Consider the following 26,329-nt stretch of genomic DNA (forward strand, 5'->3'; position numbering starts at 1 on the left):
GCATGCGCGAGGGCGCCTGCGCTACCGGACCCCAGCCGGTACGGTCGCACAGGCGCCCTCAACAGTCGGAGCAGCTCAGGCCGCCACCACCAGGGGTGCAAGTTGTCCGCGACGCTCGCATTCTCGGCCCTTCCGTGTGGTGACGACGTCGCGAGATCAGAGGTACCCACCGAATTCGCGGCGAGCCACCCTGAATCGATCGACTCCCTCGCAAGAACGCCCAGAATGGGATAAACCTCAATCCCACCGGTGAACCGTTTCGCGGGATTGCCGTGACCCGGACATGCCACAAAAGGGCCGCGCCGTCCGGGAACCCCACCGTCTCCCGGGCCTGCGACCCTGCAATGCCAAGCTTCGCGCCCCCTGCGCGCTCCGGCGCCCGCCGGGGCAATTCATCCGCGCCCCGCTCTGGGGGCACGCGGCGCGATCCGCGGTCACGCATGACCGGGCTCCAGCGCCTTTTCCCACTCTGGTCCTGCTCGCGTACGTGTTCCTGTCCGGTCGCGGCGCGTACGCCGACGACACCGGGCCCTGCGACTGCGGTACGGGCCTAAGCGGCGAGCGCGAGCCCGTCCCGGGCGGCTCCGGCGGAGGCTGCGGCGGGGACTCGGGTCGTGGCTCCGGTCATGGCGGCGACCTGGGGTCCGACCGTAGATCCGACAAGGGGCAGGGCCTGGTCCGTGCTTCCCGTCCCGGCGCCCATGGCCGCGGCGGTGGTGGACCGGCGAACGGACGGGGACTTGCCGTGCGCCTCGGCGCGGATCCGCTGCTTGATGGTCGGCGGGAGCGAACCTCCCCGCATCAGCGCCCGCCAGGTCCGCCGGGCCGTGAAGGCCGGGCGAGGCACCACGGCGGCCGGGCCGACGGGAGCCGCGGCGGGTGCGGCGGCCGGAGCGGCCTTACCGGCGAGACCGAGGGAGGAGAGGACCGCCACGAGCGCGGCGAGGACGGAGGTCCAGATCGACAGGAGGATGCTGCGGTGAGCCATGACGGGTGCCTCGTTTCAGGATGTTCCGACGGGCGGATCTGAATACATTCGTCATGATGTGGCCGCAACCGCACCGCCCCCTCGACGCGCGCCGATCTTCCGACAAACACCACCCGGAAGGCCCAAGGACCGCCGATGGAGAAGGGATGCCCGCAGATGGGGATACCCCCATGCGGCCTGCGCCGCTGCCGTCCTGTGAGGCTGTGGCTGCAGCGCGCTCACCTCGCTGACCTGCAAGAAAACCCTCGGCCGACGCTGATCGCCGGGACCCGGGCGGCCTCTGGGGGACCAGCCCCGCGTCGGCGTTCCGCCAAGCACGCTCGGGGCAGGCCGGCAAGCGGGAAATCTCGTCGCACGCCTTACCCCGACGGAGAACACTTCCGGACATGGGGACAGACATCCACGGGTTCATCGAGTGCCGCTGGGATCGCTGGCTGGACGAGGACGACCGCAACTGGCACGGGGCGATCGACCTCGCCCACCTCTACAACAGGCGCTCCTACGCCGCCTTCGGTTGCCTGTTCGGCGTGCGCGGCACCACGTCCTTCCACCCGCTCGCCGACTACCGTGGCCTGCCCTCTGACGTGTCGCCGGAGACCCTTGCCGACTTCGAGTCCTGGCGCTCGGACGCGACCGGCACATCCTGGATCGCCTGGGCGGAGCTGGCGGCTACGGACTGGGACGAGGTCGCGAACGAGGTGGACGACTGCGTTCACGAGTACCGCCGCGGCCCGGACGGGGCCTGGGAGCTGCACGGCCGGAACACCAGCCTCGACCGCTTTGCCGAACTCGCCGGCTGCGCTGACCCCCACGCTCTCTACCGCGCGGGCCGCACTTACCCCGAGGGCACCGAGTGGCCCGACGGCAATCGTCTCTTCCGCATCGGCCGCCTCCGGCGGAAGGATGCCGTGCCCGACAGCGACTGGGGCGCCGTCTGGTCTGTGATGCGCACTCTGGCAAGCCTGCACGGCGACGAGGGCGTACGCCTGGTCGTCTGGTTCGACGGCTGACTCCCCCCGTCACGGCGCGAAGTCGAGTGGGAATCAATGCTGCTCGTGGAGCCTGCGCAACTCCCGGTACCGCCGCATGGCTCACCGGCACCTCATACCTCACAGCACTCAGCCCCACCGGATAGATCCGGTGGGGCTGAGGAGAAGGCATTCACCAACCGTGCCCGGTTGGTGGCACCCCTTCTGAGCTGGGCCTTGGCCCTGCCTGGCGGTGGGTGTGGGATTTGAACCCACGGTGACTCGCGCCACGACGGTTTTCAAGACCGTTCCCTTAGGCCGCTCGGGCAACCCACCTGGCCGGTACAGAGTACCGGCCAGGCGGGGATGGCGGGGGAGGGTACGGGTCAGGCGGTCTGAGCCTTGTCGTAGGCCGCCTTCGCCTCGTTGCCGAAGTACGGGCCGTACATCCGGTTCGGCAGGAAGTTGTAGCCGAAGCTGTTCACCGAGACCTGGGTGCCGAGGCCGGTGGCCTCGTTGAAGTCCTGGAACCAGGGGCCGCCACTGGAGCCACCGGTCATGTTGCAGGCCAGGCTGTGGTCCTTGGTCAGCAGGAAGTCCTTGCCGCTGTTGCCGCTGCAGTAGACGAGCTTGGTGCCGTCGTACGGGGCCGCCGCGGGGAAGCCGAAGGAGTACATCTTCTTGCTGTATCCACCGTTGAAGAGGATGCCCTGGGCTCCGACGGCCTGGCTGAGGGTCTGCCCGTTCAGCGGGGCGACGACGGCGAGGCCCACGTCCATGTTCATGTCCTCGCTGGCCGCCCACTGGTCGGTGGCGAAGGTCTTGGTGGCCGACCACTGGCCGTAGGGCGCGCTGCCGTTGTTGTAGGCGGGTACGAAGACCCAGTTGGTGTGCCAGGCGCCCTGGTACTTCACGCAGTGGCCGGCCGTGATGACCGTGCTGCCGTTGGCGCTGGTGATCGAGTCACCGGAACAGGAGGCGGTCCGGTCCCCCATGCTGAAGAAGACCCGGCCCGAGGTCTTCACGACCGCGCCGGAACCCGTCCAGGCGCCGCCCGCCTGCGGGAAGGACGCGGGTGACGCCGCCGAGGGCGATGAAGGCGCCGTAGGGGGGACGCTCGTGGGCGCGGCCGAGGTGGCGACCGGCGTCCGGGCCACGCCGGGGGCCGCCGTGACGTCGAGCGGGGTGGCGCTCCTCATGCGCTCGGCTGTCCAGAAACCCTGGATGTGCTGCTGCCGGAAGGACGCGGGAGCGTCCGCCGCGATCGAGGGAGTGGCCGCTGTCAGGACGCCCGCGATCAGGGCGCCTGCCGATAAGAGGACGGATGCGGCGGTGCGATGACGATTCACGCATGACTCCTTCTGCCGTGCCCGGTCCGGTCCTGTCGGTCGGACCAGGGCAGGGTGGGGGTGAAGAACGGTCGGTGCGGATCGGCTGTGCCATGTGCGCTGCGCTGTGTGCGTCGTGCCGTGTGCTGTGCGCGCCGTGCGACTTGCCGGGCAGAGTGGCACGGCCGCGCGTCATTGTCAGCGGGCAGTCAGAACGTTCGGTCGGTTCCGGCCACGAATTGGCCAACTCCCTTCCATCCCGGCGTCATACGGTGAGCATCACGCCCACGTACGAGACCCCCGCGACCACTACCCAGGCCCCGAGCCCGAGCGCCGCGGCCCGCCCGCCGGTCCGGGCCAGCGTCGGCAGGTGCACCGCGCTCCCCAGGCCGAACAGGGCCGCCGCGAGCAGGGCCTCCTGCGCCGTGTGAGCCCACTCCAGTGCCACGTCCGGCAGTGCTCCCGTGGCTCGCAGAGCCGCCGCGGCCAGGAACCCGGCCACGAAGAGCGGCACCGGGGCCGGACGGCGGCCCGAGGGCGTGCGCACCCCGCGACGCCGGGCCCGTACGGCGAAGGCCACGGCCGCGACCAGCGGGGCGAGCAGGGCCACCCGCATCAGTTTGACCAGCACTGCCTCGCCGAGCGCGCCGGGGCCGGCCGACTGCGCGGTGGCCACCACCTGGCCGACGTCGTGGACGCTGGCGCCGACCCACCGCCCGAAGGCAGGGTCGGAGAGCCCCAAGGGCCCCTGCAGAAGCGGGAGTACAGCGATGGCGAGGGTCCCGCACAGGGTCACCAGCGCCACCGAGGCGGCCACGTCCTCCTCGTCGCTGCCGGACACCTCGCTCACGGCGCCGATCGCCGAGGCCCCGCAGATCGAGTACCCGGTGGCGATCAACAACGGCTGGTCGCCCGGGAGTCCGAGGCGGCGGCCCAGCCAGAGGGTCCCGAAGAAGGTGGCCGCGACCACCCCGGCCACCATGACCACCGTCACCCAGCCGAGCCGGAGGACCTGGTCCAGCCCCAGGCCGAGGCCCAGCAGGACGATACCGATCCGCATCAGCCGCCGGCCCGCCAGGGACAGGCCGGGACGGGCACTGCCGCGTACGAAGGTCCGCAGGCCGGGAAGATGCGCCGTGGCGATGCCGAGTACCACCGACGCGGTCAGCATGGGCACGGCCGGCACCGCCCGGTGGATGCCCCAAGCAGCCAGCGCTCCGCCCGCGGCTACCGCCAACCCCGGCCAGGGAGTGGATGTTTCACGTGAAACACGCGGGGCCGCCACACCCTGGGGGCGGTGGAGGAGGGCCATCAGTCGACGGGAAGCGTGTAGACGCGACGGATGCTGGTCCCCAGCCGGGAAACGTCGGCTCCGTACACGTGCAGGGATATCGCCTTCGTGCGACAGGAGTTGCGCACCTTGTGGATGTCACCGGGCGGAGCGAATCCGCAGACCTCCCCCTGGCCGTTGACGACGTCCTCGGTGACCACCAGCCGGGCGGCGCCGGCTCCGGGTGAGAGCCGGTAGCGGCGTTCGCTCTCCTCGCCCTGGTGCACCCCGGCCACGCACCACGACACGTGGTCGTGGATGCAGGTCTCCTGGCCCGGCAGCCAGACCAGTGCCACCACGGAAAAACTGCCGTCGGACTCGGCGTGCAGGATGTGCTGCCGGTACCGCTCCGGGTCGCCTTCCTGCTGGGACGGGGTCAGCAGGTCGGGGGCACCCAGGTGCGGGGCGAGGCGTTCGCCCACCAGGTACGCGGTCAGGTCCGGAGCCAGACCTCGGTCCACGACCCTGCGGATCTCACTGACGAGGGCGGCCAGCCTCGCGGTCGTACGGGCCGGCGTGGTGGTGGTCATATCTGCAGCGTGCTGCCGCCGGTCCATCACGTCCAACGACAGTTTTGACCCGAAATCCCAAGCACCGCTTATGGATTGGTCAGCAGCCGACCCGGTTCGCCGCCACCCGCTTCAGTGCGTCGAGCACCACGGCGGTCGCCGGGATGCGCAGGTGGTCCCGGTAGACGTAGGCGGCGATGTGCCGGCGCGCGGCGGGCTGGAGCGCCCGCCCGCAGACCCGGCTCAGGGAGAGCGAGGGCAGCACCAGTGCGGGCATCATCGCCACGCCCAGCCCCTGTGCGACCAGGCTCTGCACCACGAGGTTGTCGTCGGTGGCGAAACGGATGTCCGGCACGAAGCCCAGCTCCGCGCACTCGTGCAGCAGGTTGGCCCGGCAGCGCGGGCAGCCCGCTATCCAACGCTCCTCGGCGAGGTCTGCGAGGTGAACGGCGCGGCGCCGGGCCAGCGGGTGCCCGGTCGGGAGCAGCACCGTCAGCTGGTCCTCCAGCAGCCTGACCTCGGTCACCTCCTCCGGGACCTCCTCGTGCAGCCCGGGATAGGTGAAGGCCAGGGTGATGTCGCACTCCCCGTGCTCCAGTCGGCGCAGCGACTCCGGAGGCTCCCCCTCCCGCAGTTCCACCTGTACGCCGGGGTGTTCCTTGGCCAGACCGCTCAGGGCTTCCGCGACGAGGGTGGCGTTGGCGCTGGGAAAGCCGCACAGCCGGACCCGGCCCGTGCGCAGGCGCGCGTACGCCTTCAGTTGGGCCTCGGCGGCGGAGAGGCTGCCGAGGATCGTCTCGGCGTGCCGGGAGAGGGACTCCCCGGCCTCGGTGAGCTGCATCTTGCGGCCCACGCGCGTGAACAGTGGGGTTCCCACGGCGCGTTCGAGCGCCTTCATCTGCTGCGTGATGGCGGGCTGGGTATACCCCAGCACTCGGGCGGCCGCCGAGTAGGACCCGGCGGCGACAACCGCGTGGAACGTCCGGATGTGCCGGGAATCGAACACCCTTGAAGCATAAGCGGACGTTGGGAGGGGCCGTAGGCGGTATTACGCCCACGGCCCCTCGGCATCAAGCCAGTGATCCCGGCCGCATGGCCGTCACTTGTCCCAACCAGTTGTCCCGACTACTTGTCCCCGACCCGCGAGCCGAGGGTGATGTCGACCGTGGTCGGCTTGCCGCTGCGCAGATAGGTCAGCTTGACCGTGTCGCCCGGCTTGTAGGTCCAGATCATGCTGATGAGGCTCGGGCCGCTGTCGACCGGCTTGCCGCCGAACTCGGTGATGATGTCACCGGGCTTGAGGCCCGCCTTGCCGGCCGGGCCGTTCGGGTCGACCAGGTCGTTGGCGGGCGCGCCCTGCTCGGAGATCTTGGCGCCCTCGGCCTTGGCCTGGAGGTCCACGGAGACCGAGATCACCGGGTAGACCGGCTTGCCCGTCTTGATCAGCGACTCGGCGACGTTCTTGGCCTGGTTGATCGGGATCGCGAAGCCGAGGCCGATCGAACCGGCCTGGCCGCCGCCGAAGCCGCCGTTGCCCGCCGACTGGATCGCCGAGTTGATGCCGATGACCGCGCCGCGCCCGTCGAGGAGCGGGCCGCCGGAGTTGCCCGGGTTGATCGAGGCGTCCGTCTGGAGCGCGCTCATGTACGAGTTCTTGCCGCCGGAGCCGTCACCCGAGGCGACCGGGCGGTTCTTGGCGCTGACGATGCCCGTGGTGACCGTGTTGGACAGGCCGAACGGGGCGCCGATCGCGATGGTAGCGTCGCCGACCGCGACTTTCTCGGAGTCACCGAGCGGCAGCGGCTTGAGGCCGGGCGGCGGGTTCTTCAGCTTGAGGACGGCGACGTCGTAGCCCTGGGCCCGGCCCATCACCTCGGCGTCGTACTTCTTGCCGTCGGAGAAGGTGGCGGTGAGCTTGCCACCGTTCGCGGCGGAGGCCACGACGTGGTTGTTGGTGAGGATGTGGCCCTGCTGGTCGTAGACGAACCCGGTGCCGGTGCCGCCCTCGCCGTCGCCGGCCGAGGCCTCGATGGTGACCACGCTGGGCAGCGCGCCAGCGGCCAGGCCCGCGATGGAGCCGGCCTCCCGCTTGAGCTCCTTCGGCGTGTTGCCCGCGCTGATCGTGGTCGAGCCTGTGCCGTTCTCGCTGCGGTCCGCGGCCCAGTAGCCGACCCCGCCACCGATGCCGCCCGCCAGGAGGGCCGCCACGAGCACACCCGCGATCAGGCCGCCCTTGCCCCTCGGCTTGGCCGGCGGGGTGCCGTCCGCTCCCAGGGGCACGCCCCAGGCGCCGCCGCCGTGGCCGCCGCCCGCACCGTACGCGGGCATCGCGGGCGGCGGGGGCGGCCAGCCCTCGGCTCCGTGGGCGGCCGGGGCGGGCGGCTGCGCCGGCGTCTGACCGTAGGCCGGGGCCACGGGGGCAGGCGTCGGCGCCGGAGTGGGCGGGATCTGCTGGGTCGGCTCGGCGCCGGGCGCGGGCGTCGGCGGCAGCTGCTGGGTCACCGGCTCGGCGGCTCCCGGTTGCGGGGCGCCGTGGGGCACGGCCGGAGCCGCGGCGACGGGCGCGTCCGCCGGCTGCGGAGCCGACACGGGCGCCGGGCCCGAAACCTGCGTCTCGGAGGCCTGAGCAGGGGGTGCAGACGGGGCCGCGGGGGGTGTCGGGGCCGCGGTGCCCTCGTTCTCGGTGCTCACAGCGCTCTCTCCTCGTCACACACGGCTTCAGAAATCTCTGGCGATATCGGTCCGGCTGAACGTTCGACGTGCCGCACAAGTTCCTGGGCAAAGCCTTTCCCATGACCCGTCAGAGCACTGTAAGCCGGACCTGTGCATCTCTCCCCATTCTTTATATACGACATTTCAGACGCATTCCCAGTGCCCGGTCCCGACGCCGGGCGGCCTGTCGGTGGCACCATGACCCAGTGACCCACGCAACGCCGCGCCCCATCCAGGTCGTCGCCCACCGCGGCGCCTCGGAGGATGCCCCCGAACACACCCTGGCCGCCTACCGCCGGGCCATCGAGGACGGTGCCGACGCGCTCGAATGCGATGTCCGTCTCACCGCCGACGGCCACCTGGTCCTGGTCCACGACCGCCGGGTGAACCGCACCTCCAACGGCCGCGGCGCGGTCTCCGCCCTGGAGCTGGCCGATCTCGCCGCCCTCGACTTCGGCTCCTGGAAAGACCGCGAAGAGTCCCCCGACTGGGACTCGGACCCCGAGCGCACCTCCGTCCTCACCCTGGAGCGCCTGCTTGAGCTGGTCGCCGACGCCGGACGGCCGGTGCAGCTCGCGATCGAGACGAAGCACCCGACCCGCTGGGCCGGACAGGTGGAAGAGCGCCTCCTGTTCCTCCTCAAGCGCTTCGGCCTGGACGCCCCGCCCGCCGAGGGTCCGCACCCGGTGCGGGTGATGAGCTTCTCCGCACGCTCCCTGCACCGGGTGCGGGCGGCCGCCCCGACGATCCCGACCGTGTACCTGATGCAGTTCGTCTCGCCCCGGATGCGCGACGGGCGACTGCCCGCCGGGGTGAAGATCGCCGGGCCCGGCATGCGCATCGTGCGCAACCACCCCGGGTTCATTCGCAAGCTCCAGGACGCCGGTCATTCCGTACACGTGTGGACGGTGAACGAGCCGGAAGACGTTCAGCTGTGCGCTGATCTGGGTGTAGAAGCGATCATTACGAACAGACCCCGCCAGGTTCTGTCCCAACTCAGGCGCTGATGCCCCGTTTTACCCATCACCCCCTCCAACCTCACTCGTAACAGGGTGTGCCCCGGCGCATCCGTTCCGCATTCGTCCGAGGTGAATGCGTCAGAGGGCTCCGCTTGGGCGGTTTCCGGTCCAGGCCATTGGGGCATCCAGACCATGCGTGGGGCTAAGGAGGTTCCGGGGGTGGCGTTGGTGGTGGCACAGGAAGTGCCCACGTCGTCGTACATGGATGTACGCCATGGTCCTGCGGGCGTGGGCGAGGCACGACAGCGGATGCGCGAGCAGTTGCGTATCGGCGGGTTGTCCGAATCGGTCGTGGACGATGCCGTACTGATCCTTTCCGAACTGCTCAGCAACGCTTGTCGACACGGCAGGCCACTGGGCGCGCGGGAAGTCGGGGACGGGGAGATACGCGCCGCGTGGCGCGTCGACACAGCGGGGCGACTGACGGTCGAGGTCACGGACGGGGGCGGGCCCACTCGCCCTGTTCCTTCCACGCCCTCGGTCACCGCGCGCGGTGGACGGGGGCTGAACATCATCAGCGCCCTGGCTCAGGACTGGGGTGTCCGGGACGGAGCGGCGGGTGAGGTCACCGTGTGGGTGATCGTTGCCTGTGGGCCCCGGCACGACGATTTCGCTACGCGCGTTGCGCCCCCGGCGATCGACTTCAGTACGGCCTTCGACGATCTGGATCCGTGAAACCGGGATCCACGATCTCGGCGGTCATCACACTGGTCATCCCAGTAGTACCGGTCATCCGCACGGGCGGCCGTCCGGGAGCGCACGCCGACCGTGCTCCCGGCCGCACCCCACCGGTTCCGGCGGTACGAACGGCTAGGCTCGCGCCCAGACACGCAGCCGTACCGCCGCAACCGGGAGACACCCACGATGGCCAAGAAGCGCCCCGCAGCCAAGACTGCAAAGCCGCAGCTCAACAACGGTGAGATCCCGGTGGTGGGCGCCCGCGAACCCTGCCCCTGCGGATCGGGGCGCCGCTACAAGGCCTGTCACGGCGCGGCCGCCGCACACGCCGTCACCGAGCACGTCCAGCGCCCCTTCGAGGGCCTGCCGGGTGAATGCGACTGGGTCGCGCTGCGCGAACTGGTCCCCGCGGCCACCGTTCCGCTGGCCCTCAAGGGCGGCCTGCCCGAGGGCGTCCCCTCCGTCACGCTGGTCACCGTGCTCCCCATGGCCTGGCCGGCTCTGCGCCGCGAGGACGGTTCCGTCCTGCTCGGCCTGCAGAACGACTCCTCCACCGGGGACCTCGGGCGCGACATGGCCGACACCCTGGAGCGGGCGCTCGCAGCGGAGCCCGGTACTCCGATCGCGGCCCGCCGGGTTCCGGCCGAGGGACCGCGACTTCAGGATCTCCTGGACGCCGACGGCGGTTTCGAGCCGGTTGTGCACAGCGGCTTCGAATTCTGGATTCCGGAATCGGAGAGCGCCCAGAGCGCCTCCCCGGAGATCGCCGCCTCGCTGGAGCGGGCCAACGCGGCTGCCATTCCCACCGTCAAGCTGGCCGGCGTCGACTCGGCGTACTGGTGCGAGACCCCGGAGAAGAACCACCTGCGCTGGGTCATGCCGCACCCCGAGGAGAAGCTGCTCGACGCCCTGGCGCGGCTGCACGCGGCCGGCACGTCCTCGCTCGGCGAGGGCACCCGACTGGTCGGTTCCTTCCGTGCCCACGGCCTGATGGTCCCGGTCTGGGACCTGCCCACCGGAGTCACGGCTGACGACGTCGAAAAGCCCGCGGCGGAGTTCGCCGAGCGGCTGGCCACGGCCCTGGCCTCGGACGCACCGCTGACCACGGAGGAGCGCCGGGCGCGCGGCGGACTCACCAACCGCCAGGTGACGCTCAGCTGACCCCCACTCACGCGCAGGTCCGGTGACGGGAGTCACAACTCCCGCTAATCGTCTGCAAATCGGTGTCTGAATATCAGAGATCGAATTTGCGTACAGGCGATCTCTTGTTACCGTTCTTGTAGCCCGGTCGCTGGTGCATCCCCCGTCGCCAGCGACCGGGCCCTTCCATTTCCGGCGGTACTCAACCGTCACCCGGTACCGGTGAGTTGCTCCCGGACCGGAGCAGTAGCCGCCCTTCATCATCCGGAACTGCAAATTCCGCTACAGCGGAGTAGCTCTCCGGCGCACCGGCCGATTCCTCCTTGGGCGTCTCGCACAGCCCCGGCTCGTCGCCCTCGCCGACCGCGCAACGGATCTGCACCGTGCGCCCGGCCGGCCCCATCACCGCCAACACCGCCTCCAGAGCGCGGCCACTGGTGTTTCGGTAGTAACTCCGGCCCCATGTCTGGCCCTCACCCACCAGGACGCAGGTCTGCGCCTCCACACCCTGCGGCGAGGACAGTTCGGGGCCGCACCGGGAATCGGTGCGGGGCCGCTCGGCCGGGCCGGGCCGCCCGGGCCCGGCCGACGCCGCCGAAGGCGCGGGCGGAGCAGGAGATGTACGCGACGGACCCGACGCGCCCGAAGGGCCCGAAAGCCCGAGCGTCGAAAACAAGCCGCCGCCTTTTCCGTCATCCCGACCGGAAAAATCCGGTCCTGCGATCGCTCCTGCGAGCGGGAGCGACAAGATGATCAGCACACCGGTGCCGATACCGATCAGGCGGAGATTCATTCGCCGAAGATAGCGATGCCGGAATGGGGCGCGGAGATCCCCGCGCCCAATTCCCTTGCAAACTCGTTCCGCTGGCACCCGTACGAGTGATCAGCCGATCCGGAGCAGGTCAGTACGCGAGCCTGCTGCCGCCACCCGGTGCACCGCTGCTCGCCTCGACCAGCGCGTCAACGACCGCCTCGACCTCGGGCAGCCAGAGATCCGGCGTTCGCACCGGTCCCACCGGCCCAACAGGTCCCGCTTGCGACGAAAGCGGTTCACGTTCCCACCGCACCTGGCCACCGCTGGACGCGGCGGAGGGCGGCAGCAGGAGATAGCCGCCCTCACCGTGGAAGCGGAGCGAGGACGGCACGTGGTCCTTGGCGTAAAGGAGTTCGCCCAACCGCTCCAGCGAGTACGGCGCCACCAGCAGCGACCAGCGCGTGGGCGTGGCCACGACCGGCCCGAGCCGCATACCTTTCGCGTCCAGCCCTACGAGGGCCCGCGCGGCCGCGCCGGCCGGAAGGCTCACCGCGCACGGAGCGGTCCCACCGGTGGCCATCAGGACAGGGGCGGTGGGCCGGTTGGTCCACCACCAGGCCACCATCTTGGGGTCGGTGGTGGCAGCGAGCAGCCCCGGGTCGAAGGGGTGCGCGCCGGGGACGACGCATTCGGGGTCGGGGCAGGCGCAGCGCGAGCCGTCCGTGGCGGACCGGCCGACGCCGGGCAGCACGGGCCACTGCCATGTGGTGGCGCAGCTGAGCGCCGCGTCGAGGAGGGCCGACGTTCCGCCGGCCTCTTCCGGGTCGGGGCGCAGTGATTGAAGTCGATCGCGGAGCCGCTGGAGACGCCTTCCGAGGATCTCGCGCATGAGCGCTCGTTCCTTTCCGTTGAACGTCGAGGGCCACATCACACCATGTAAGCGGTGTCTCACCACACGTACACGTTTCGCGTCACTGTCCGCAATAAGCAGGTTCACACGGTTCGTGCAGTTTTCTTACGGGTCCATCAAACGTCGGGCGGGGGAGGAGCGCGACCCGCACCGGAAACCGGGACCGGCTGCCGCCGCTAAGGACGGCGGCCCGCGCCGGACGGTTCCCGGCGCCTGCCCGGGCAGTGCCGAAGCGGCGCCGGGCGGCGCCAACTGGCTCCGAGCACTACCGATTACGTACCCGAACCCCCTGTGGAGCCCGCCCAGTCGACCGCAAAAACCGTCCGCTTCCGGCTTTTTCCGGCCAAGTTCTAGCCTTGGCTGGACAGTGAGTTGCCGCCTCACGGACACCAGGATTCCCACCTGGGCAATGCTGGACATGCATCCGTGTATGCGTGTAGATGTGGATTCCTTGATGGCGGCGCAGCACGATCTGGGGGTTTGCGATGCTATATGGCGAATCGCACCAGGTGGAAAGGCGGACGCCATGAGCACTCCGCATCTGCCGAAAGTGGCTGGAATCGATCCAGCAGTGACGACGTCACCGCACACTGTGGCGCCCACGACCGCACGCACCACCCCCGCCTCGGCCCCGGTACCAGGACCGAGCAGCCTCATCCAGGACCGGCTGGCGGGCATGGTCTCGGACCTCACCACCCTCCACGAACTCACCGAGCGCCTGGCCCGCACCGGCGATCTCGACTCCTGCCTCCACGAGTTCCTGCGCGCCGGAGCCGCACTCGTCGGCGCCCGCCGCGGCCTGATCATCCTGGAACCCTCCGACGGGCTCGGCCCCAGCCACACGATCGGCCTCGGCCTCGGCCGTGCCGACCTCGGCCACATCGAGACGGTGCCGCGCAGTGCCACCTCGTACGGCCGCATCCTCGACGGCCTCCCCGACGCCCACGGCGGCTCCGAGGTACTCCCCGAACCGGGTGAGCCCGCCGGCACCGGATGTTTCGCCGCCCCCGTCGACCCCCGCCACCGCGAGGTCGCCGCACGCCTCGGCTACGCCGCCAGCTACTCCCTGCCGCTGACCGCCGAGGCCACCGGCCGGCTCGGCGCGGCCGTCTGGCTCTACGACGAGCAGGCCGAGCCCAGCGACCGCCAGCGCGACCTCGCCGGGCTGTACGTACGGCACGCGGCCGAGCACCTGGCCCGGATGCTGGAGGTGGAACGGTCCCGCGCGCGCCTGGCCTCCATCAGCGAGGAGCTGCTGCCCAGCCGGCTCCCCCGGATCCCCGGGGTCCAGCTCGCCGCCCGCCACCACACCGGACCGCGCGGCGGGGGTGACTGGTACGACGCCCTGCCGCTGCCCGAGGGCGCCCTCGGGCTGGCCGTCGGCTCCGTCACCGGTTCCGGGCCCAGCGCCGTCGCCGCGATGGGCCGGCTGCGAGCCTCACTGCGCGCCTATGCCGTCATGGAGGGCGAGGACCCCGTCGCCGTCCTGTCCGACCTGGAGCTGCTGCTGCGCCTCACCGAGCCGGCGCGCTCGGCCACCGCGCTGTTCGCCTACTGCGAGCCCGTCGGCAGCCCTGGTGCGGGGGGCCCGGGGAACAAGATCATCCTGGCGGGTGCGGGCCACACCCCGCCGCTGCTGATCGGCGAGCGCCGCACCGAGTACGTGGAGACCTCGCTCTCCGCGCCGCTGGGGATGCTGTCCTGCTGGGAGGCGCCGAGCGTGGAGATCGAGCCTGCACCGGGAGAAACGGTGCTGCTGTACACGGACGGGCTTCTGCGGCGCACCGGGGACCCGATGGACCGCGCCTACGCCCGGCTGCACGCGGCGGCCGCAGGGGTTCCCCGTACCGCCCGGGACGACCCGGCCGCCCTCTGCGACCACATCCTGCGGACCGTGCTGCCCGAAGGGGAACCGGCCGACCTTCCCGACGACATCGTGCTGCTTGCCGCCCGGTTTGAGTGAGATATGGCGGTTGAGCCGGTTGGGGCTGTTTGTGCCAAACAGCACATGCCCCTCCGACCGTTTCCCCTCGCGCCTACGATGGATGGGGCCCAGACCCAGGTCCACACCCATCGCAGCTGAGGAGAAGACGTGGCTGACGAGCTCACCCCGGAGACCCCGGAAGAAGAGCAGCCCAAGAAGACGCACAAGCAGCGCAAGAACGGGCTGTACCCGGGCGTCAGCGACGAACTCGCCGAGAGCATGCGCACCGGCTGGGCCGACACCGAGCTGACCGGGCTCGAGCCCATCGCCCAGGCCGCACACGCCGCCGCCCGCCGCGCCGCGCTGTCCGCGCGCTTCCCCGGCGAGCGCCTCGTCGTCCCCGCGGGCCGCCTGAAGACCCGCTCGAACGACACCGAGTACCCCTTCCGCGCCTCGACCGAGTACGCGTACCTCACCGGCGACCAGACCGAGAACGGCGTCCTGGTCCTGGAGCCCACCGGAGAGACCGGCCACACGGCCACGATCTACCTGCTGCCGCGCTCCAACCGTGAGAACGGCGAGTTCTGGCTCTCCGGCCAGGGTGAGCTGTGGGTCGGCCGCCGCCACTCCCTCACCGAGGCCGAGCAGCTCCTGGGCATCCCCGCCAAGGACGTCCGCGAGCTCGCCGAGGCCCTCACCGAGGCCGAGGGCCCGGTGCGAAACGTCCGCGGCCACGACTCCGTGATCGAGTCCGCCCTCACCGACAAGGTGACCAAGGAGCGCGACGAGGAGCTGCGCGTCTACCTCTCCGAGGCCCGCGCCGTGAAGGACGACTTCGAGATCGGCGAGCTGCAGAAGGCCGTCGACTCCACCGTCCGCGGCTTCGAGGACGTGGTGAAGGTCCTCGACAAGGCCGAGGCCACGTCCGAGCGCTACATCGAGGGCACCTTCTTCCTGCGCGCCCGCGTCGAGGGCAACGACGTCGGCTACGGCTCCATCTGCGCCGCCGGCCCGCACGCCTGCACCCTGCACTGGGTCCGCAACGACGGCGACGTCCGCTCCGGTGACCTGCTGCTGCTCGACGCCGGCGTGGAGACCCACTCCCTGTACACCGCCGACGTCACGCGTACGCTGCCGATCAACGGCACGTACACCGACATCCAGCGCAAGATCTACGACGCGGTCTACGAGTCCCAGGAAGCCGGCATCGCCGCGGTGAAGCCGGGTGCGAAGTTCCGCGACTTCCACGACGCCTCCCAGCACGTGCTGGCCGAGAAGCTCGTCGAGTGGGGCCTGCTGGAGGGCCCGGTCGAGCGCGTCCTGGAGCTCGGCCTGCAGCGCCGCTGGACCCTGCACGGCACCGGCCACATGCTCGGCATGGACGTCCACGACTGCGCCGCCGCGCGCACCGAGGCGTACGTCGACGGCACGCTGGAGCCGGGCATGTGCCTCACGGTCGAGCCCGGTCTGTACTTCCAGGCCGACGACCTGACCGTGCCCGAGGAGTACCGCGGCATCGGCGTCCGGATCGAGGACGACATCCTCGTCACCGAGGACGGCAACCGGAACCTGTCGGCCGGGCTGCCCCGCACCTCGGACGAGGTCGAGGCCTGGATGGCGCGCCTCAAGGGCTGACGGTCCAAGGGCTGGGCCCTGCACGTGACGATGGGCGGGATCCCCGGGCGGGACCCGCCCATCGGTGTGCCTACGACACCTTCAGCAGCGCGTCGTCGCGCCACTTCAGCATCTTGTCGAAGCTCACCACCGCGCCACGGCCCGGCCGGTTGCGGAAGCGGACGTGGTCGGCGAGTTCCTCGATCAGGTGCAGTCCCCGGCCGTGCTCGGCCAGCGAGGGTCTGTGACGGGTCCCTGCCGCGGACGGGAACCCCGGACCCGAATCGGTCACCTCGATGCGGCAGCGGTCCCCGTCCAGATAGGCCGTGACGTGGTACGCCTCGGCCTCATCCGGGATACCGCCGCCCCCGCCGTGCTCCACCGCGTTCGTACACGCCTCGCTCAGCGCCACCGAGAGGTCGAAGGAGATGTCCGGGTCCACCCCCGCGGTCTCCATCGTCCCCAGCAGCAGTCGCCTGGCGAGCGGCACGCTCGCGGCTTCGCGCCTCAAGTGGAGAGACCACCAGATGCTCATACGGTTACCTATTGCCGCCCATGGGGGGCCGTAAGCGCCCGACGGCCGTCCGAGCGCTCCATTGCCCTCGTTCGGCCGATGCGGCTCTCCCGGACCCCGGTGTATGCGGCGGTGTCCGCCGTCTCGTCCCGCTGTGCCGGTCGAGGACGCCCATGCCGGACTCATGGGACCTTCCGGACCTGCCGTATGAAGGCCCTGAGCGCAGTGCGATGATGACCCGGCCATGACTGACCCCCACGCGACGCACGCCGGAACCGGCCTCCGGCTGATCCGGGCCGCGGTGTTCACCGCGGTCTGCGTCGTGCTGTCCGCGGCAGGGCACGCGCTGGCGTCCTGCGCCACCGTGCCCTGGTGGTCCCTGTGCACGGGCTTCCTCGTCGTCTTCACCGTCGTGGCCCCGCTCGCCGGCCGCCGCCGCGCGCTGCCCGGCATCGCCGCCGGGCTGGCCGTCGGGCAACTCACGCTGCACGTGCTGTTCGGCCTCGGACAGCACGGCGCCACGGCGCTCCAGGCACCGGCCGGCACCTCGGACGGCTCGCTCGCGGAACTCGCCGCCAGCTTGGTGTGCGGGGGCAATTCCGTACCGCTCAGCCCGGCCGACGCCCGCCGGATCCTGGAATCCGCCGGACTGGACCCGGCTGCCCTGACGGCACAGGCCGGACAGCTCACCCAGGCCGGGCAGGTCGTGGCCCAGGGCCACAGCGCCCACGCCCACGTGGCCCAGGCCGCCACCGCGGCCCCCGCGACGGGGCTGTTCAGCCCGGCCATGCTGTTCGGACATCTGCTGGCGGCGCTGGCCGCCGGCTGGCTGCTCGGCCGCGGCGACGCCGCGCTGTTCCGGCTCGTCGAACTGTCCCGGATCTCCGCCGAAGCCACCTCGGTACGCCCTCTCTGGGCCGCGCTGGCCTTCGTACGCGCCCTGGCCTCCGGGCTCCCCGGCGCGCCCGCCCGTACCCCGCGCGTCCCGCGGACCGCGGCCGATCCCGCGACTGCCACCGGCCGGGAGGCACTGCACCACTCGGTGATCAGGCGCGGGCCGCCCACGGCCCTCGCACTCGCAGCCTGACGCGGCACCCTCCTCCCCAGGACACACGGCGGGAGCACCGGTGCCGCGAACTCCGCGCGCGCCCGCGCCCGGAGCCACCGTCGCCACTGATCCCGTGGAGTGTTTCTGCCATGAAGGCCTCTCGCGTCCCGTTCGCCGCCGCTCTCGCCGCCGGTACCGTCCTCGTCCTCTCCGGCCCGGCCTTCGCCCACGTCGGCGTCCAGCCCGGCGAGGCCACCAAGGGCGGCTACGCGACGATCAACTTCAAGGTCCCCAACGAGCGCGACAACGCGTCGACCACCCAGCTGGAGGTCAACTTCCCGGTCGACCAGCCGCTCACGTCCGTGATGCCGCAGGACGTTCCCGGCTGGACCGTGACGGTCGAGAAGAGCAAGCTCGACAAGCCGCTGACCGTGCACGGCAAGCAGATCAACGAGGCCGTCACCAAGGTCACCTGGTCCGGCGGCAAGATCGAGCCCGGCAAGTTCCAGCAGTTCCCGCTGTCCGTGGGCAAGCTCCCCGAGAACGCCGACCAGATGGTCTTCAAGGCGATCCAGACGTACGACAACAACGAGGTCGTCCGGTGGATCGAAGAGGCCAAGGAAGGCGCCGCGGAACCGCAGAACCCTGCGCCCGTCCTGAAGCTGACCGCTGCCAAGGGCGACGACCACCACGGTGACGCCAAGACCGACCAGGCCAAGAACGACGACAAGGGCGCGCAGCACGGCCACGACGAGGCCGCCGAGAAGAACAGCGCCGACACGACCGCCCGGGTCCTCGGCATCGCCGGCATCGTCATCGGGCTCGGCGGTGTCGCCTTCGGCGTGGCCTCGCGTCGCCGCTCCGCCTGACCTGCCGCGCCCTCAAGCGCTGTTCTCAGACTGCCGCTCTCAGACATCCGTAAATCCCCGATCTCAGGGACACCCCTCCATGCGCACCACACGTGTGACGGTCGCCGCTCTCCTGGCGGCGGCCGCGCTCACCCTGACCGCCTGCGGCGGCCAGCCCGCAGACACCAACTCGGTCACCCAGATCTCCGGCGGCCAGAACAAGGCCAAGGCCGCGACCGTTCTGGACCGCCCCTTCACCAAGCCGGAGCTGGTCCTCACGGACACCACCGGCAAGCCGTGGAACCTGCGGGAGCAGACCAAGGGCAAGCCGACGCTCATCTACTTCGGCTACACCAACTGCCCCGACGTGTGCCCGCTGACGATGAGCAACATCGCCGTCGCCAAGAAGGCGCTCCCCCAGGCCGACCAGGACAAGCTCCAGGTCGTCTTCGTCACCACGGACCCCGAACGGGACACTCCCGACTCCCTCGGCGCGTGGCTCAAGTCCCAGGACCCGGCCTTCACCGGGCTCACCGGGGACTTCGCCACCATCCAGGCCGCCGCGCGCTCGCTCGGCATCGGTATCGAGGCCGCCAAGAAGGAGGCCGACGGCAGCGTCGTCTCCATGCACGGCGCCCAGGTCATCGCGTTCTCGCCCAAGACCGACGAGGGCTACGTCCTCTACGGCGAGGGCGCCACCGTCGACGACTACACCAAGGACCTGCCGAAGCTCATCAAGGGAGAGAACCCGTGAACGCCCGCACCACCCGCACCCTCGCCGCCGCCCTCTCCCTGACGGCAGCTCTCGCCATATCCGGCTGTTCGGAATCCAAGGACGACGCGGCCGAGCCCGCGCCGACGGTCAGCGGAGCCTTCATGCCCGAGCCCGTCAACGACAAGATGGCCGGCGCGTTCATGGTCATCAAGAACGGCTCCAAGACCGCCGACAAGCTCACCGGCGTCACCTCCACGCTCTCCGACGATCTGCAGATCCACGAGACGAAGGACCAGAAGATGCAGCAGGTTCCGTCCCTGGACGTGCCTGCCAACGGTGAGCTCAAGCTGGAACGCGGCGGCAGCCACATCATGTTCATGGGGCTCAAGAGCACCCCGAAGGTCGGCGACAAGGTCACCGTCGAACTCCGCTTCGAGAAGGCCGACCCCGTCAAGGTCGAACTCGACGTGAAGGAACGGACGTACAACGCGCAGAACTCCAACGCCCACTGACGGACCGAGGAAGCCACACGCCATGACGGCCACCGCCCCCGCCCCATCCACGGTCCACGCCCGGGCCACGGCACTTCTGCCGCGGTTCGCGCTGGTCCTCGCAGCCCTGCTGGCAACCCTGTTCACCGCGGCCTCCCCGGCCTCGGCGCACGCCGCACTCACCGCGAGCGACCCCAAGGACGGGGCGGTGGTCGCCACGGCCCCCGCCCAGGTCACCCTCTCCTTCTCGGAGCAGGTCGCCATGGGCGACGACTCCATCCGCGTGCTGGACCCCCAGGGCAAGCGCGTGGACACCGGCGAACTGCGCGACATGTGCAGCGGGAACACGATCCGCTACGGCACCGCACTCCACTCCGGCCTGCCCAACGGCACCTACACCGTCGCCTGGCAGGCCATCTCCGCCGACAGCCACCCGGTCGCCGGTGCCTTCACCTTCTCCGTCGGAGCGCCCTCGGCCACCGCCGTCACTCTTCCCGCCCGGCAGGCGGGCGGGGGACCCGTCGGCATCGCGTACGGGATCGCCCGCTACGCCGCATACGCGGGCTTCACGGTCCTCGTGGGCGGCGCCGCCTTCATCCTGCTGTGCCTGCGCCGGGGAGCTGCCGAACGCCCGCTCCAGAAACTCGTCGTACGCGCCTGGGTGACCCTCACGGCCGCCACCCTCGCGATGCTGGTGCTCCGCACCCCGTACACCGGGTCAGGGAAGTTCGCCGACGTCTTCGACCTCGACGGGCTCAAGGCCGTCCTGGACACCAAGACCGGCGCCTCGCTGATCTCCCGGCTGCTCCTGCTGGGTGCAGCCGCCCTCTTCATCGCGGTCCTCTTCGGTGTCTACGCCCGACGCCTGCAGGGCGCCGCGACGGCGGAGGAGGCCAAGGACACCAGCGATCTCACCTTCGGTCTGGGCATCGGCGGCGCCGTCGTCTCCGGCGGCATCGCCGCCACCTGGTCCCTGTCCGAGCACGCCTCCACAGGGATCCAGCCCGGCATCGCCATGCCCGCCGACATCCTGCACCTGCTGGCCGTCGCCACCTGGCTCGGCGGTCTCGCCGCGCTGCTCGTCTCCCTGTACAAGATTCCCGGGATCGAGCGGTCGGCGGTCCGGCGCTTCTCCCGGGTCGCCTTCGTCAGCGTCCTGGTACTCGTCGTCACCGGCGTCTACCAGTCCTGGCGCCAGCTCGGCAGTTGGTCCGCCCTCACGGGAACCTCGTACGGACGGCTGCTGCTCCTGAAGGTCGCGCTGGTCACGGTTCTCGTCGGCATCGCCTATGTGTCCCGGAAGTGGACCGCACGGCTCGCCGACGCCTCCGATGCCACCGTCGATGTTTCACGTGAAACAGAGCCCGTCACCGTGCCCGCCGACCCGCGGCGGGCCGCCCAGCTCGCCCGGCAGCGCGCCGCCCGCGAGAGCGCGCGCGAGAAGCGGGCGCGTGACGCCGACCCGGAACGCGCGGGCCTGCGCCGCTCCGTCCTCGCCGAGGCCAGTGTCGCCGTGGCCCTCCTCGCGGTCACCACGGTCCTCACGAGCACCGAGCCCGGGCGCACCGTCGAGCGGGAGACGACCCGGGGCTCGACCGCCACCGCCGTACCCGACCGCGCCGTCAAAATCACCATGCCGTTCGACACCGGCGGCCAGAACGGCAAGGGAAACGTCCGCCTCGAACTCGACCCGGGCCGGGTCGGCGCCAACACCCTCCACCTCTGGGCCGACTCCGAGGACGGAAAGCCCCTCGACCTCCCCGAGATCAAGGTGGGCTTCACCCTCCCCACGAAGGACATCGGCCCCCTGCCGGTGCTGCCCGACCGCTCTGCCCCCGGACACTGGACCGCATCCGGCGTACAGCTGCCGCTCGCCGGCGAATGGCGCATCGACGTAACCGTCCGTACCTCCGACATCGACCAGACGACCGTCCAGAAGACCGTGAAGATCGGCTGACCAGCGTGACCGAGAGCAACCCCGAAATCGAGATCTCCCGCCGTCGCCTGCTGGGCACCGTCGGCGCCGCAGGCGCCGCCGGACTTGCGCTCGGCGGCGCAGGCGGCGCGCTCGCGCACTCCGCACTCGCCGGCCCCGCGAACACCTCCGGCGCCGGGGACGCCTCGCGACTCACCTCCCTCGGTGCCACCCAGGCCGCCTTCCACGGTGAGCACCAGGCCGGCATCACCACGCCCCTGCAGGCCAAGGGGCACCTCGTCGCCTTCGACCTCGCCGCCGGCGCGGGCCGCACGGAGGCCGCCGCGCTGCTGCGACGCTGGTCCGAAACCGCTCGCCGGCTCATGGCGGGCGAGACCACCGCGTCCGAGGACACCGGCATCGCCCTCGATGCCGGTCCGTCCTCCCTGACTGTCACGTTCGGCTTCGGCCATTCCTTCTTCGAGCGCACCGGCCTGAGCGCCCGCCGCCCCTCCGCGCTCGACCCGCTGCCGGACTTCTCCTCCGACCGGCTGGACGATCGGCGCAGCAACGGCGACCTGTGGATCCAGATCGGCGCGAACGACGGGCTGGTCGCCTTCCACGCCCTGCGCGCCCTTCAGAAGGACGCCGGGGAGGCGGCTCGCGTCCGCTGGCAGATGAACGGCTTCAACCGCTCCCCCGGCGCCACCGCCTCCCCGATGACCGCCCGCAACCTCATGGGCCAGATCGACGGCACCGGGAACCCGAAGCCCTCGGAGCCCGACTTCGACAAGCGGATCTTCGTTCCCGCGGCGGGCCCGGGGCCGGCCGAGCACTCCTGGATGGCCGGGGGCTCGTACGCCGTCGTCCGGCGCATCCGGATGCTGCTCGACGACTGGGACAAGCAGTCCCTTGCCCAGCAGGAGCAGGCCATAGGCCGTACCAAGGCCACCGGCGCCCCGCTCACCGGCGGCAGCGAGACCACCGAGATGGCACTCGACAAGATCGGCTCCGACGGCAAGCCGGTCATCCCGTCCAACGCACATGCCCGGATCTCCGCCCCCGAACAGAACGGCGGGGCCGCCATGCTGCGGCGCCCGTTCTCCTTTCACGACGGGATCGGTGCCGACGGGTCGCCGGACGCCGGGCTCCTCTTCGTCTGCTGGCAGGCCGACCCGCTGCGCGGATTCGTCCCCGTCCAGCGCAAGCTCGACCGGGGTGACGCGCTGTCCGCCTTCATCCGGCACGAGTCCAGCGGCCTGTACGCGGTTCCGCCCGGCCCCCGCCCGGGTGAGTACGTGGGACAGCGGCTGCTCGAAGCGTGAACACCCGCCCCTTCGGGCAACACCCCGGCATTAGGCTGATCGCATGTCGGCCACCCGCTTCACATATCTCGGTCCCGAGGGCACTTTCACCGAAGCCGCCCTCCGCACGCTGCCGGAAGCCGCTACCCGGGAACTCGTCCCGATGGTGTCGGTCCCGGCCGCCCTGGACGCGGTGCGCAACGGCGAGGCCGCTGCCGCCCTGGTCCCGATCGAGAACTCGGTGGAGGGCGGGGTCACCGCCACCCTCGACGAGCTGGCCTCCGGCGAACCGCTGATGATCTACCGCGAGGTGCTGCTGCCCATCGCCTTCGCGCTGCTCGTGCGGCCGGGCACAGCCCTGTCGGACGTCAAGACGGTCACCGGGCACCCGGTCGCCCAGCCCCAGGTACGCAACTGGCTGCGGGCGAACCTGCCCGACGCGGTGTGGGAGTCGGCCGCCTCGAATGCCGACGGCGCCCGGCTGGTCCAGGAAGGCCGCTTCGACGCGGCGTTCGCGGGCGAGTTCGCCGCCGCCACCTACGGGCTCGTCCCGCTGGTGACCGAGATCCACGACGCGGAGAACGCCGAGACCCGGTTCGTGCTCGTCGGGCGCCCCGCCCGGCCAGCCGCCCCGACCGGTGCCGACAAGACTTCCGTCGTGCTGTGGCTCGGCGACGACCACCCCGGTGCGCTCCTGGAGCTCCTCCAGGAGTTCGCCGTGCGCGGGGTCAACCTGATGCTGATCCAGTCCCGGCCGACCGGACAGGGCATCGGCAACTACTGCTTCGCGGTCGACGCCGAGGGTCACATCTCCGACCGGCGCGTCAGCGAGGCCCTCATGGGCCTCAAGCGGACCTGCCCCCAGGTCCGGTTCCTCGGCTCCTACCCGCGTGCGGGTGTCGCTCACGGTGACGTGCGAGCTCCGCGGCCCGGAACCTCAGACGGTGATTTCACGGCAGCCTCCGACTGGCTGACGCGTTGCCTCGACGGCCGGGCGTAGGGCTTCGTCCACTGTCCACAGAGTTATCCACAGGCCGAGTTGGGGACCTGGGGACAAGTCGACAGAACGGCGCGACAAGGTCGACAAATCGGTCGTGGGGTCCAGGTTTCGCGCTGGAGAGCGGGAGGTGAACGACGTCACCCCTGTATCGCAGATCAACTCTTTGGGGCGAGTCATTCCCACCCGAATGAGTGTGTGAGGGGGGTTTGAACCTTGATTCACCCCGGGCCGCCACAGGTCGGGAATGATCTGTTTCCGTGTCCACAGATGCGGCGCACAGCCTGTGGATAAGATGGGGGCGGCGGGAATTCCTGTGGACAAGGTCCCCTTCCAATCCCGTTCAGGCCGCGCCCACCCCCGGGGCGCCGTGCCCCTTTTCGGGGAATGGGCCACTTTTATCGACCACCCGAGAAGCATCACTTCCGGCCAGCCGCCAAGTCTTATCCATTTGCCACAATTGAGACATAGCGACACGCAGCGTGATATCGGTGTGATCCCAGGAAGCCCCGCCCGGTAGCCTGGTGGGGTGATTGACCTCCGGCTGCTCCGTGAAGACCCTGACCGTGTCCGCGCCTCGCAGCGCGCCCGTGGAGAGGACGTCGGGCTTGTCGACGCACTGCTCTCCGCCGACGAGCGCCGCAGGTCCTCCGGCGCGCGCTTCGACGAACTGCGCAATGAACAGAAGTCGCTCGGCAAGCTCATCCCCAAGGCCTCTCCGGAGGAGCGGGCCGAGCTGCTGAAGAAGGCCGAACAGCTCAAGCAGGACGTCAAGGCGGCCGAGGCCGAGCAGAACGAGGCCGACGAAGCCGCCAAGCAGCTCCTCCTCCAGCTCGGCAACATCGTCCACGAGGACGTCCCGGTCGGCGGCGAAGAGGACTTCACCGTCCTGGAGACGCACGGCACCATCCGCGACTTCGCCGCCGAGGGCTTCGAGCCCAAGGACCACCTGGAGCTCGGCGAGTCGCTGGGCGCCATCGACGTCGAGCGCGGCGCCAAGGTGTCGGGCTCGCGCTTCTACTACCTCACCGGTGTCGGCGCACTGCTCGAACTCGCACTGGTCAACGCAGCCATCGCGCAGGCCACCGAGGCCGGCTTCATCCCGATGCTGACCCCGGCGCTGGTCCGCCCGCGCGCCATGGAGGGCACCGGTTTCCTCGGCCAGGCCGCGGAGAACGTGTACCACCTGGAGAAGGACGACTACTACCTGGTCGGCACCTCCGAGGTCCCGCTCGCCGCGTACCACATGGACGAGATCATCGACGCCGACAAGCTGCCGCTGCGGTACGCCGGCTTCTCGCCGTGCTTCCGCCGCGAGGCCGGCACGTACGGCAAGGACACCCGCGGCATCTTCCGCGTCCACCAGTTCGACAAGGTCGAGATGTTCTCGTACGTCGCGCCGGAGGAAGCCGAGGCCGAGCACCAGCGGCTCCTGGAGTGGGAGAAGCAGTGGCTGACCAGCCTGGAGCTGCCGTTCCAGGTGATCGACGTCGCCACCGGTGACCTGGGCGCCTCCGCCTCCCGCAAGTTCGACTGCGAGGCCTGGATCCCGACCCAGGGCAAGTACCGCGAGCTGACCTCCGCCTCGAATTGCGACGGATTCCAGGCCCGCCGGCTGTCGATCCGCTACCGCGACGGCAAGAAGACCCAGCCCCTGTCCACGCTGAACGGCACGCTGTGCGCCGTACCGCGCACGATCGTCGCGATCCTGGAGAACCACCAGCAGGCCGACGGCACCGTTCGCGTTCCCCCGGTGCTCCGTCCGTACCTGGGTGGCCGCGAGGTCCTGGAGCCGATCACCAAGTGAGTCCGGCCCCGTTCCCGTACAAACTCGTCGCGACCGATCTCGACGGCACGCTGCTTCGCGGCGACGACACCATCTCGGAACGCACCCGTGAGGCGCTCGTCGCGGCCACCGCGGCGGGCGCGGCGCACATCATCGTCACCGGCCGCGCCGTGCCCTGGACCCGTCACGTACTGGACGATCTCGGTTACGAGGGGATCGCTGTGTGCGGGCAGGGCGCGCAGGTCTACGACGCGGGCGCGCACCGGTTGCTGACGTCGGTGACGCTGGACCGGCAGCTGGCCGGTCTGGCGCTGTCGAAGATCGAGGCCGAGATCGGCCCGCTGGCCCTGGCGGCCAGCCGGGACGGGGTGGACGGCGAGGTCCTGTTCGGCCCCGGCTACCAGGTACAGGAGGGCCTCCCGGCCGTCTACCTGGACGACACGGCGGCGATGTGGGCTGCGCCGCTGAACAAGCTGTACATCCAGCACCCGGGTCTGGACGACGACGCGCTCGTCAGCGTGGCCCGGGCGACCGTGGGCAACCTGGTCGACATCGTGATGGCCGGTCCCGGCATCGTGGAGATCCTCCCGCTGGGGCTGACCAAGGCCACCGGCCTCTCGCTGGCGGCGCGCCGACTGGGTGTGAAGGCAGCGGAGACGATCGCCTTCGGCGACATGCCCAACGACATCCCGATGTTCGGCTGGGCAGCGCACGGGGTGGCCATGGCCAACGCCCACGCGGAGCTCAAGGCCGTGGCCGACGAAGTGACGGCCTCCAACGAGGAGGACGGCATCGCAGTGGTGCTGGAGCGCCTGCTGGGCGCCGCGTAGCAGTCAC

General features: G+C 70.6%; 24 protein-coding genes and 1 tRNA gene. 15 read left to right on the forward strand and 10 right to left on the reverse strand.

The window, feature by feature from the left end; all coding sequences use genetic code 11:
- Positions 1-550: 550 nt before the first annotated feature.
- The gene (locus ACFYOB_RS11475) at positions 551-988 is read right to left on the reverse strand and encodes a DUF6344 domain-containing protein (protein ID WP_388557939.1); all 438 of its coding nucleotides are present in this window, start codon (positions 986-988) and stop codon (positions 551-553) included.
- 386 nt (positions 989-1,374) lie between these two features.
- On the opposite strand from ACFYOB_RS11475, the gene ACFYOB_RS11480 reads away from it, so the two are divergent.
- Positions 1,375-1,998 carry a hypothetical protein gene (locus tag ACFYOB_RS11480; protein ID WP_388557942.1) on the forward strand — a complete coding sequence of 208 codons (624 nt, stop codon included), beginning with the start codon at positions 1,375-1,377 and terminating at the stop codon, positions 1,996-1,998.
- 206 nt (positions 1,999-2,204) lie between these two features.
- On the opposite strand, the gene ACFYOB_RS11485 is transcribed toward ACFYOB_RS11480, so the two are convergent.
- The 6 genes from ACFYOB_RS11485 to ACFYOB_RS11510 form a co-directional block, all read right to left on the reverse strand.
- Positions 2,205-2,292: transfer RNA gene (locus ACFYOB_RS11485), tRNA-Ser, on the reverse strand.
- Positions 2,293-2,342: 50 nt separating this feature from the next.
- On the reverse strand, positions 2,343-3,305 hold the full coding sequence (locus tag ACFYOB_RS11490) for a trypsin-like serine peptidase (RefSeq protein ID WP_388557945.1): 963 nt from the start codon (positions 3,303-3,305) through the stop codon (positions 2,343-2,345).
- Positions 3,306-3,549: 244 nt separating this feature from the next.
- The gene (locus tag ACFYOB_RS11495) at positions 3,550-4,596 is read right to left on the reverse strand and encodes a YeiH family protein (protein WP_388557948.1); all 1,047 of its coding nucleotides are present in this window, start codon (positions 4,594-4,596) and stop codon (positions 3,550-3,552) included.
- Complete coding sequence (locus ACFYOB_RS11500; RefSeq protein ID WP_388557951.1) at positions 4,596-5,144, reverse strand: cysteine dioxygenase; 549 nt, start codon at positions 5,142-5,144, stop codon at positions 4,596-4,598. Before ACFYOB_RS11500 ends, ACFYOB_RS11495 begins: the two co-directional genes overlap by 1 nt.
- A gap of 79 nt (positions 5,145-5,223) precedes the next feature.
- Positions 5,224-6,129, reverse strand: a complete 906-nt coding sequence (locus tag ACFYOB_RS11505; protein ID WP_388557953.1) for a LysR substrate-binding domain-containing protein — start codon at positions 6,127-6,129, stop codon at positions 5,224-5,226.
- Positions 6,130-6,248: 119 nt separating this feature from the next.
- Positions 6,249-7,814, reverse strand: coding sequence for a S1C family serine protease (locus ACFYOB_RS11510; RefSeq protein WP_388557956.1), 1,566 nt, complete (start codon positions 7,812-7,814; stop codon positions 6,249-6,251).
- Positions 7,815-8,041: 227 nt separating this feature from the next.
- Here ACFYOB_RS11510 and ACFYOB_RS11515 point away from each other — a divergent pair, with 227 nt between their 5' ends.
- From ACFYOB_RS11515 to ACFYOB_RS11525, 3 genes are all read left to right on the forward strand, one after another.
- On the forward strand, positions 8,042-8,842 hold the full coding sequence (locus ACFYOB_RS11515; RefSeq protein ID WP_388557959.1) for a glycerophosphodiester phosphodiesterase: 801 nt from the start codon (positions 8,042-8,044) through the stop codon (positions 8,840-8,842).
- Between the two features lie 171 nt (positions 8,843-9,013).
- Complete coding sequence (locus tag ACFYOB_RS11520; protein ID WP_388557962.1) at positions 9,014-9,529, forward strand: ATP-binding protein; 516 nt, start codon at positions 9,014-9,016, stop codon at positions 9,527-9,529.
- A gap of 189 nt (positions 9,530-9,718) precedes the next feature.
- Positions 9,719-10,693, forward strand: a complete 975-nt coding sequence (locus ACFYOB_RS11525; protein WP_388557966.1) for a DUF5926 family protein — start codon at positions 9,719-9,721, stop codon at positions 10,691-10,693.
- A gap of 181 nt (positions 10,694-10,874) precedes the next feature.
- Here ACFYOB_RS11525 and ACFYOB_RS11530 read toward each other — a convergent pair whose 3' ends face one another.
- Together ACFYOB_RS11530 and ACFYOB_RS11535 are read right to left on the reverse strand one after the other, a co-directional pair.
- Positions 10,875-11,465 (reverse strand): hypothetical protein, encoded by a 591-nt coding sequence (locus ACFYOB_RS11530; RefSeq protein ID WP_388557970.1) that lies wholly within the window; start codon positions 11,463-11,465, stop codon positions 10,875-10,877.
- Between the two features lie 109 nt (positions 11,466-11,574).
- Complete coding sequence (locus ACFYOB_RS11535; protein WP_388557975.1) at positions 11,575-12,315, reverse strand: bifunctional DNA primase/polymerase; 741 nt, start codon at positions 12,313-12,315, stop codon at positions 11,575-11,577.
- A 430-nt stretch (positions 12,316-12,745) separates the two neighbouring features.
- Between ACFYOB_RS11535 and ACFYOB_RS11540 the strand changes: the two genes are divergently transcribed.
- Both ACFYOB_RS11540 and ACFYOB_RS11545 read left to right on the forward strand, forming a co-directional pair.
- Positions 12,746-14,299, forward strand: a complete 1,554-nt coding sequence (locus ACFYOB_RS11540; protein WP_388557978.1) for a PP2C family protein-serine/threonine phosphatase — start codon at positions 12,746-12,748, stop codon at positions 14,297-14,299.
- Between the two features lie 129 nt (positions 14,300-14,428).
- Positions 14,429-15,895 (forward strand): aminopeptidase P family protein, encoded by a 1,467-nt coding sequence (locus ACFYOB_RS11545; protein WP_388557981.1) that lies wholly within the window; start codon positions 14,429-14,431, stop codon positions 15,893-15,895.
- Between the two features lie 70 nt (positions 15,896-15,965).
- Here the strand turns inward: ACFYOB_RS11545 and ACFYOB_RS11550 are convergent, their stop codons facing one another.
- Complete coding sequence (locus tag ACFYOB_RS11550; RefSeq protein ID WP_388557984.1) at positions 15,966-16,409, reverse strand: ATP-binding protein; 444 nt, start codon at positions 16,407-16,409, stop codon at positions 15,966-15,968.
- Between the two features lie 223 nt (positions 16,410-16,632).
- On the opposite strand from ACFYOB_RS11550, the gene ACFYOB_RS11555 reads away from it, so the two are divergent.
- The 9 genes from ACFYOB_RS11555 (at position 16,633) to ACFYOB_RS11595 (ending at position 26,322) form a co-directional block, all read left to right on the forward strand.
- On the forward strand, positions 16,633-17,475 hold the full coding sequence (locus ACFYOB_RS11555) for a hypothetical protein (RefSeq protein ID WP_388557987.1): 843 nt from the start codon (positions 16,633-16,635) through the stop codon (positions 17,473-17,475).
- Positions 17,476-17,585: 110 nt separating this feature from the next.
- Positions 17,586-18,305: a YcnI family protein gene (locus ACFYOB_RS11560; protein ID WP_388557990.1), complete on the forward strand. Its 720-nt coding sequence runs from the start codon at positions 17,586-17,588 to the stop codon at positions 18,303-18,305.
- A 79-nt stretch (positions 18,306-18,384) separates the two neighbouring features.
- Positions 18,385-19,038, forward strand: a complete 654-nt coding sequence (locus tag ACFYOB_RS11565; protein ID WP_388557992.1) for an SCO family protein — start codon at positions 18,385-18,387, stop codon at positions 19,036-19,038.
- Positions 19,035-19,511, forward strand: a complete 477-nt coding sequence (locus tag ACFYOB_RS11570; RefSeq protein ID WP_388557995.1) for a copper chaperone PCu(A)C — start codon at positions 19,035-19,037, stop codon at positions 19,509-19,511. The genes ACFYOB_RS11565 and ACFYOB_RS11570 overlap by 4 nt, the downstream gene beginning before the upstream one ends.
- 22 nt (positions 19,512-19,533) lie before the next feature.
- On the forward strand, positions 19,534-21,447 hold the full coding sequence (locus tag ACFYOB_RS11575) for a copper resistance CopC/CopD family protein (protein WP_388557998.1): 1,914 nt from the start codon (positions 19,534-19,536) through the stop codon (positions 21,445-21,447).
- The gene (gene efeB, locus ACFYOB_RS11580) at positions 21,444-22,730 is read left to right on the forward strand and encodes an iron uptake transporter deferrochelatase/peroxidase subunit (RefSeq protein WP_388558681.1); all 1,287 of its coding nucleotides are present in this window, start codon (positions 21,444-21,446) and stop codon (positions 22,728-22,730) included. Before ACFYOB_RS11575 ends, efeB begins: the two co-directional genes overlap by 4 nt.
- A gap of 43 nt (positions 22,731-22,773) precedes the next feature.
- A complete protein-coding gene (pheA, locus tag ACFYOB_RS11585) occupies positions 22,774-23,709 on the forward strand; it encodes a prephenate dehydratase (RefSeq protein ID WP_388558001.1) in 936 nt (311 codons plus the stop codon).
- 526 nt (positions 23,710-24,235) lie between these two features.
- On the forward strand, positions 24,236-25,513 hold the full coding sequence (gene serS / locus ACFYOB_RS11590; RefSeq protein WP_328926534.1) for a serine--tRNA ligase: 1,278 nt from the start codon (positions 24,236-24,238) through the stop codon (positions 25,511-25,513).
- Positions 25,510-26,322 carry an HAD family hydrolase gene (locus tag ACFYOB_RS11595; RefSeq protein WP_388558005.1) on the forward strand — a complete coding sequence of 271 codons (813 nt, stop codon included), beginning with the start codon at positions 25,510-25,512 and terminating at the stop codon, positions 26,320-26,322. Before serS ends, ACFYOB_RS11595 begins: the two co-directional genes overlap by 4 nt.
- Positions 26,323-26,329 lie beyond the last annotated feature (7 nt).

Source organism: Streptomyces sp. NPDC006463 (genome assembly GCF_042870715.1).
Lineage (GTDB): Bacteria > Actinomycetota > Actinomycetes > Streptomycetales > Streptomycetaceae > Streptomyces.

Excerpts from the sequence above, each read along its gene's own strand:
- ACFYOB_RS11500 (WP_388557951.1), bottom strand. The coding sequence starts at position 5,144 with ATGACCACCACCACGCCGGCCCGTACGACCGCGAGGCTGGCCGCCCTC.
- ACFYOB_RS11575 (WP_388557998.1), top strand. The coding sequence starts at position 19,534 with ATGACGGCCACCGCCCCCGCCCCATCCACGGTCCACGCCCGGGCCACG.
- ACFYOB_RS11555 (WP_388557987.1), top strand. The coding sequence starts at position 16,633 with ATGACTGACCCCCACGCGACGCACGCCGGAACCGGCCTCCGGCTGATC.
- ACFYOB_RS11480 (WP_388557942.1), top strand. The coding sequence starts at position 1,375 with ATGGGGACAGACATCCACGGGTTCATCGAGTGCCGCTGGGATCGCTGG.
- ACFYOB_RS11560 (WP_388557990.1), top strand. The coding sequence starts at position 17,586 with ATGAAGGCCTCTCGCGTCCCGTTCGCCGCCGCTCTCGCCGCCGGTACC.
- ACFYOB_RS11475 (WP_388557939.1), bottom strand. The coding sequence starts at position 988 with ATGGCTCACCGCAGCATCCTCCTGTCGATCTGGACCTCCGTCCTCGCC.
- ACFYOB_RS11495 (WP_388557948.1), bottom strand. The coding sequence starts at position 4,596 with ATGGCCCTCCTCCACCGCCCCCAGGGTGTGGCGGCCCCGCGTGTTTCA.
- ACFYOB_RS11565 (WP_388557992.1), top strand. The coding sequence starts at position 18,385 with ATGCGCACCACACGTGTGACGGTCGCCGCTCTCCTGGCGGCGGCCGCG.
- ACFYOB_RS11535 (WP_388557975.1), bottom strand. The coding sequence starts at position 12,315 with ATGCGCGAGATCCTCGGAAGGCGTCTCCAGCGGCTCCGCGATCGACTT.
- ACFYOB_RS11525 (WP_388557966.1), top strand. The coding sequence starts at position 9,719 with ATGGCCAAGAAGCGCCCCGCAGCCAAGACTGCAAAGCCGCAGCTCAAC.
- pheA (WP_388558001.1), top strand. The coding sequence starts at position 22,774 with ATGTCGGCCACCCGCTTCACATATCTCGGTCCCGAGGGCACTTTCACC.
- ACFYOB_RS11540 (WP_388557978.1), top strand. The coding sequence starts at position 12,746 with ATGCTGGACATGCATCCGTGTATGCGTGTAGATGTGGATTCCTTGATG.
- ACFYOB_RS11550 (WP_388557984.1), bottom strand. The coding sequence starts at position 16,409 with ATGAGCATCTGGTGGTCTCTCCACTTGAGGCGCGAAGCCGCGAGCGTG.
- ACFYOB_RS11530 (WP_388557970.1), bottom strand. The coding sequence starts at position 11,465 with ATGAATCTCCGCCTGATCGGTATCGGCACCGGTGTGCTGATCATCTTG.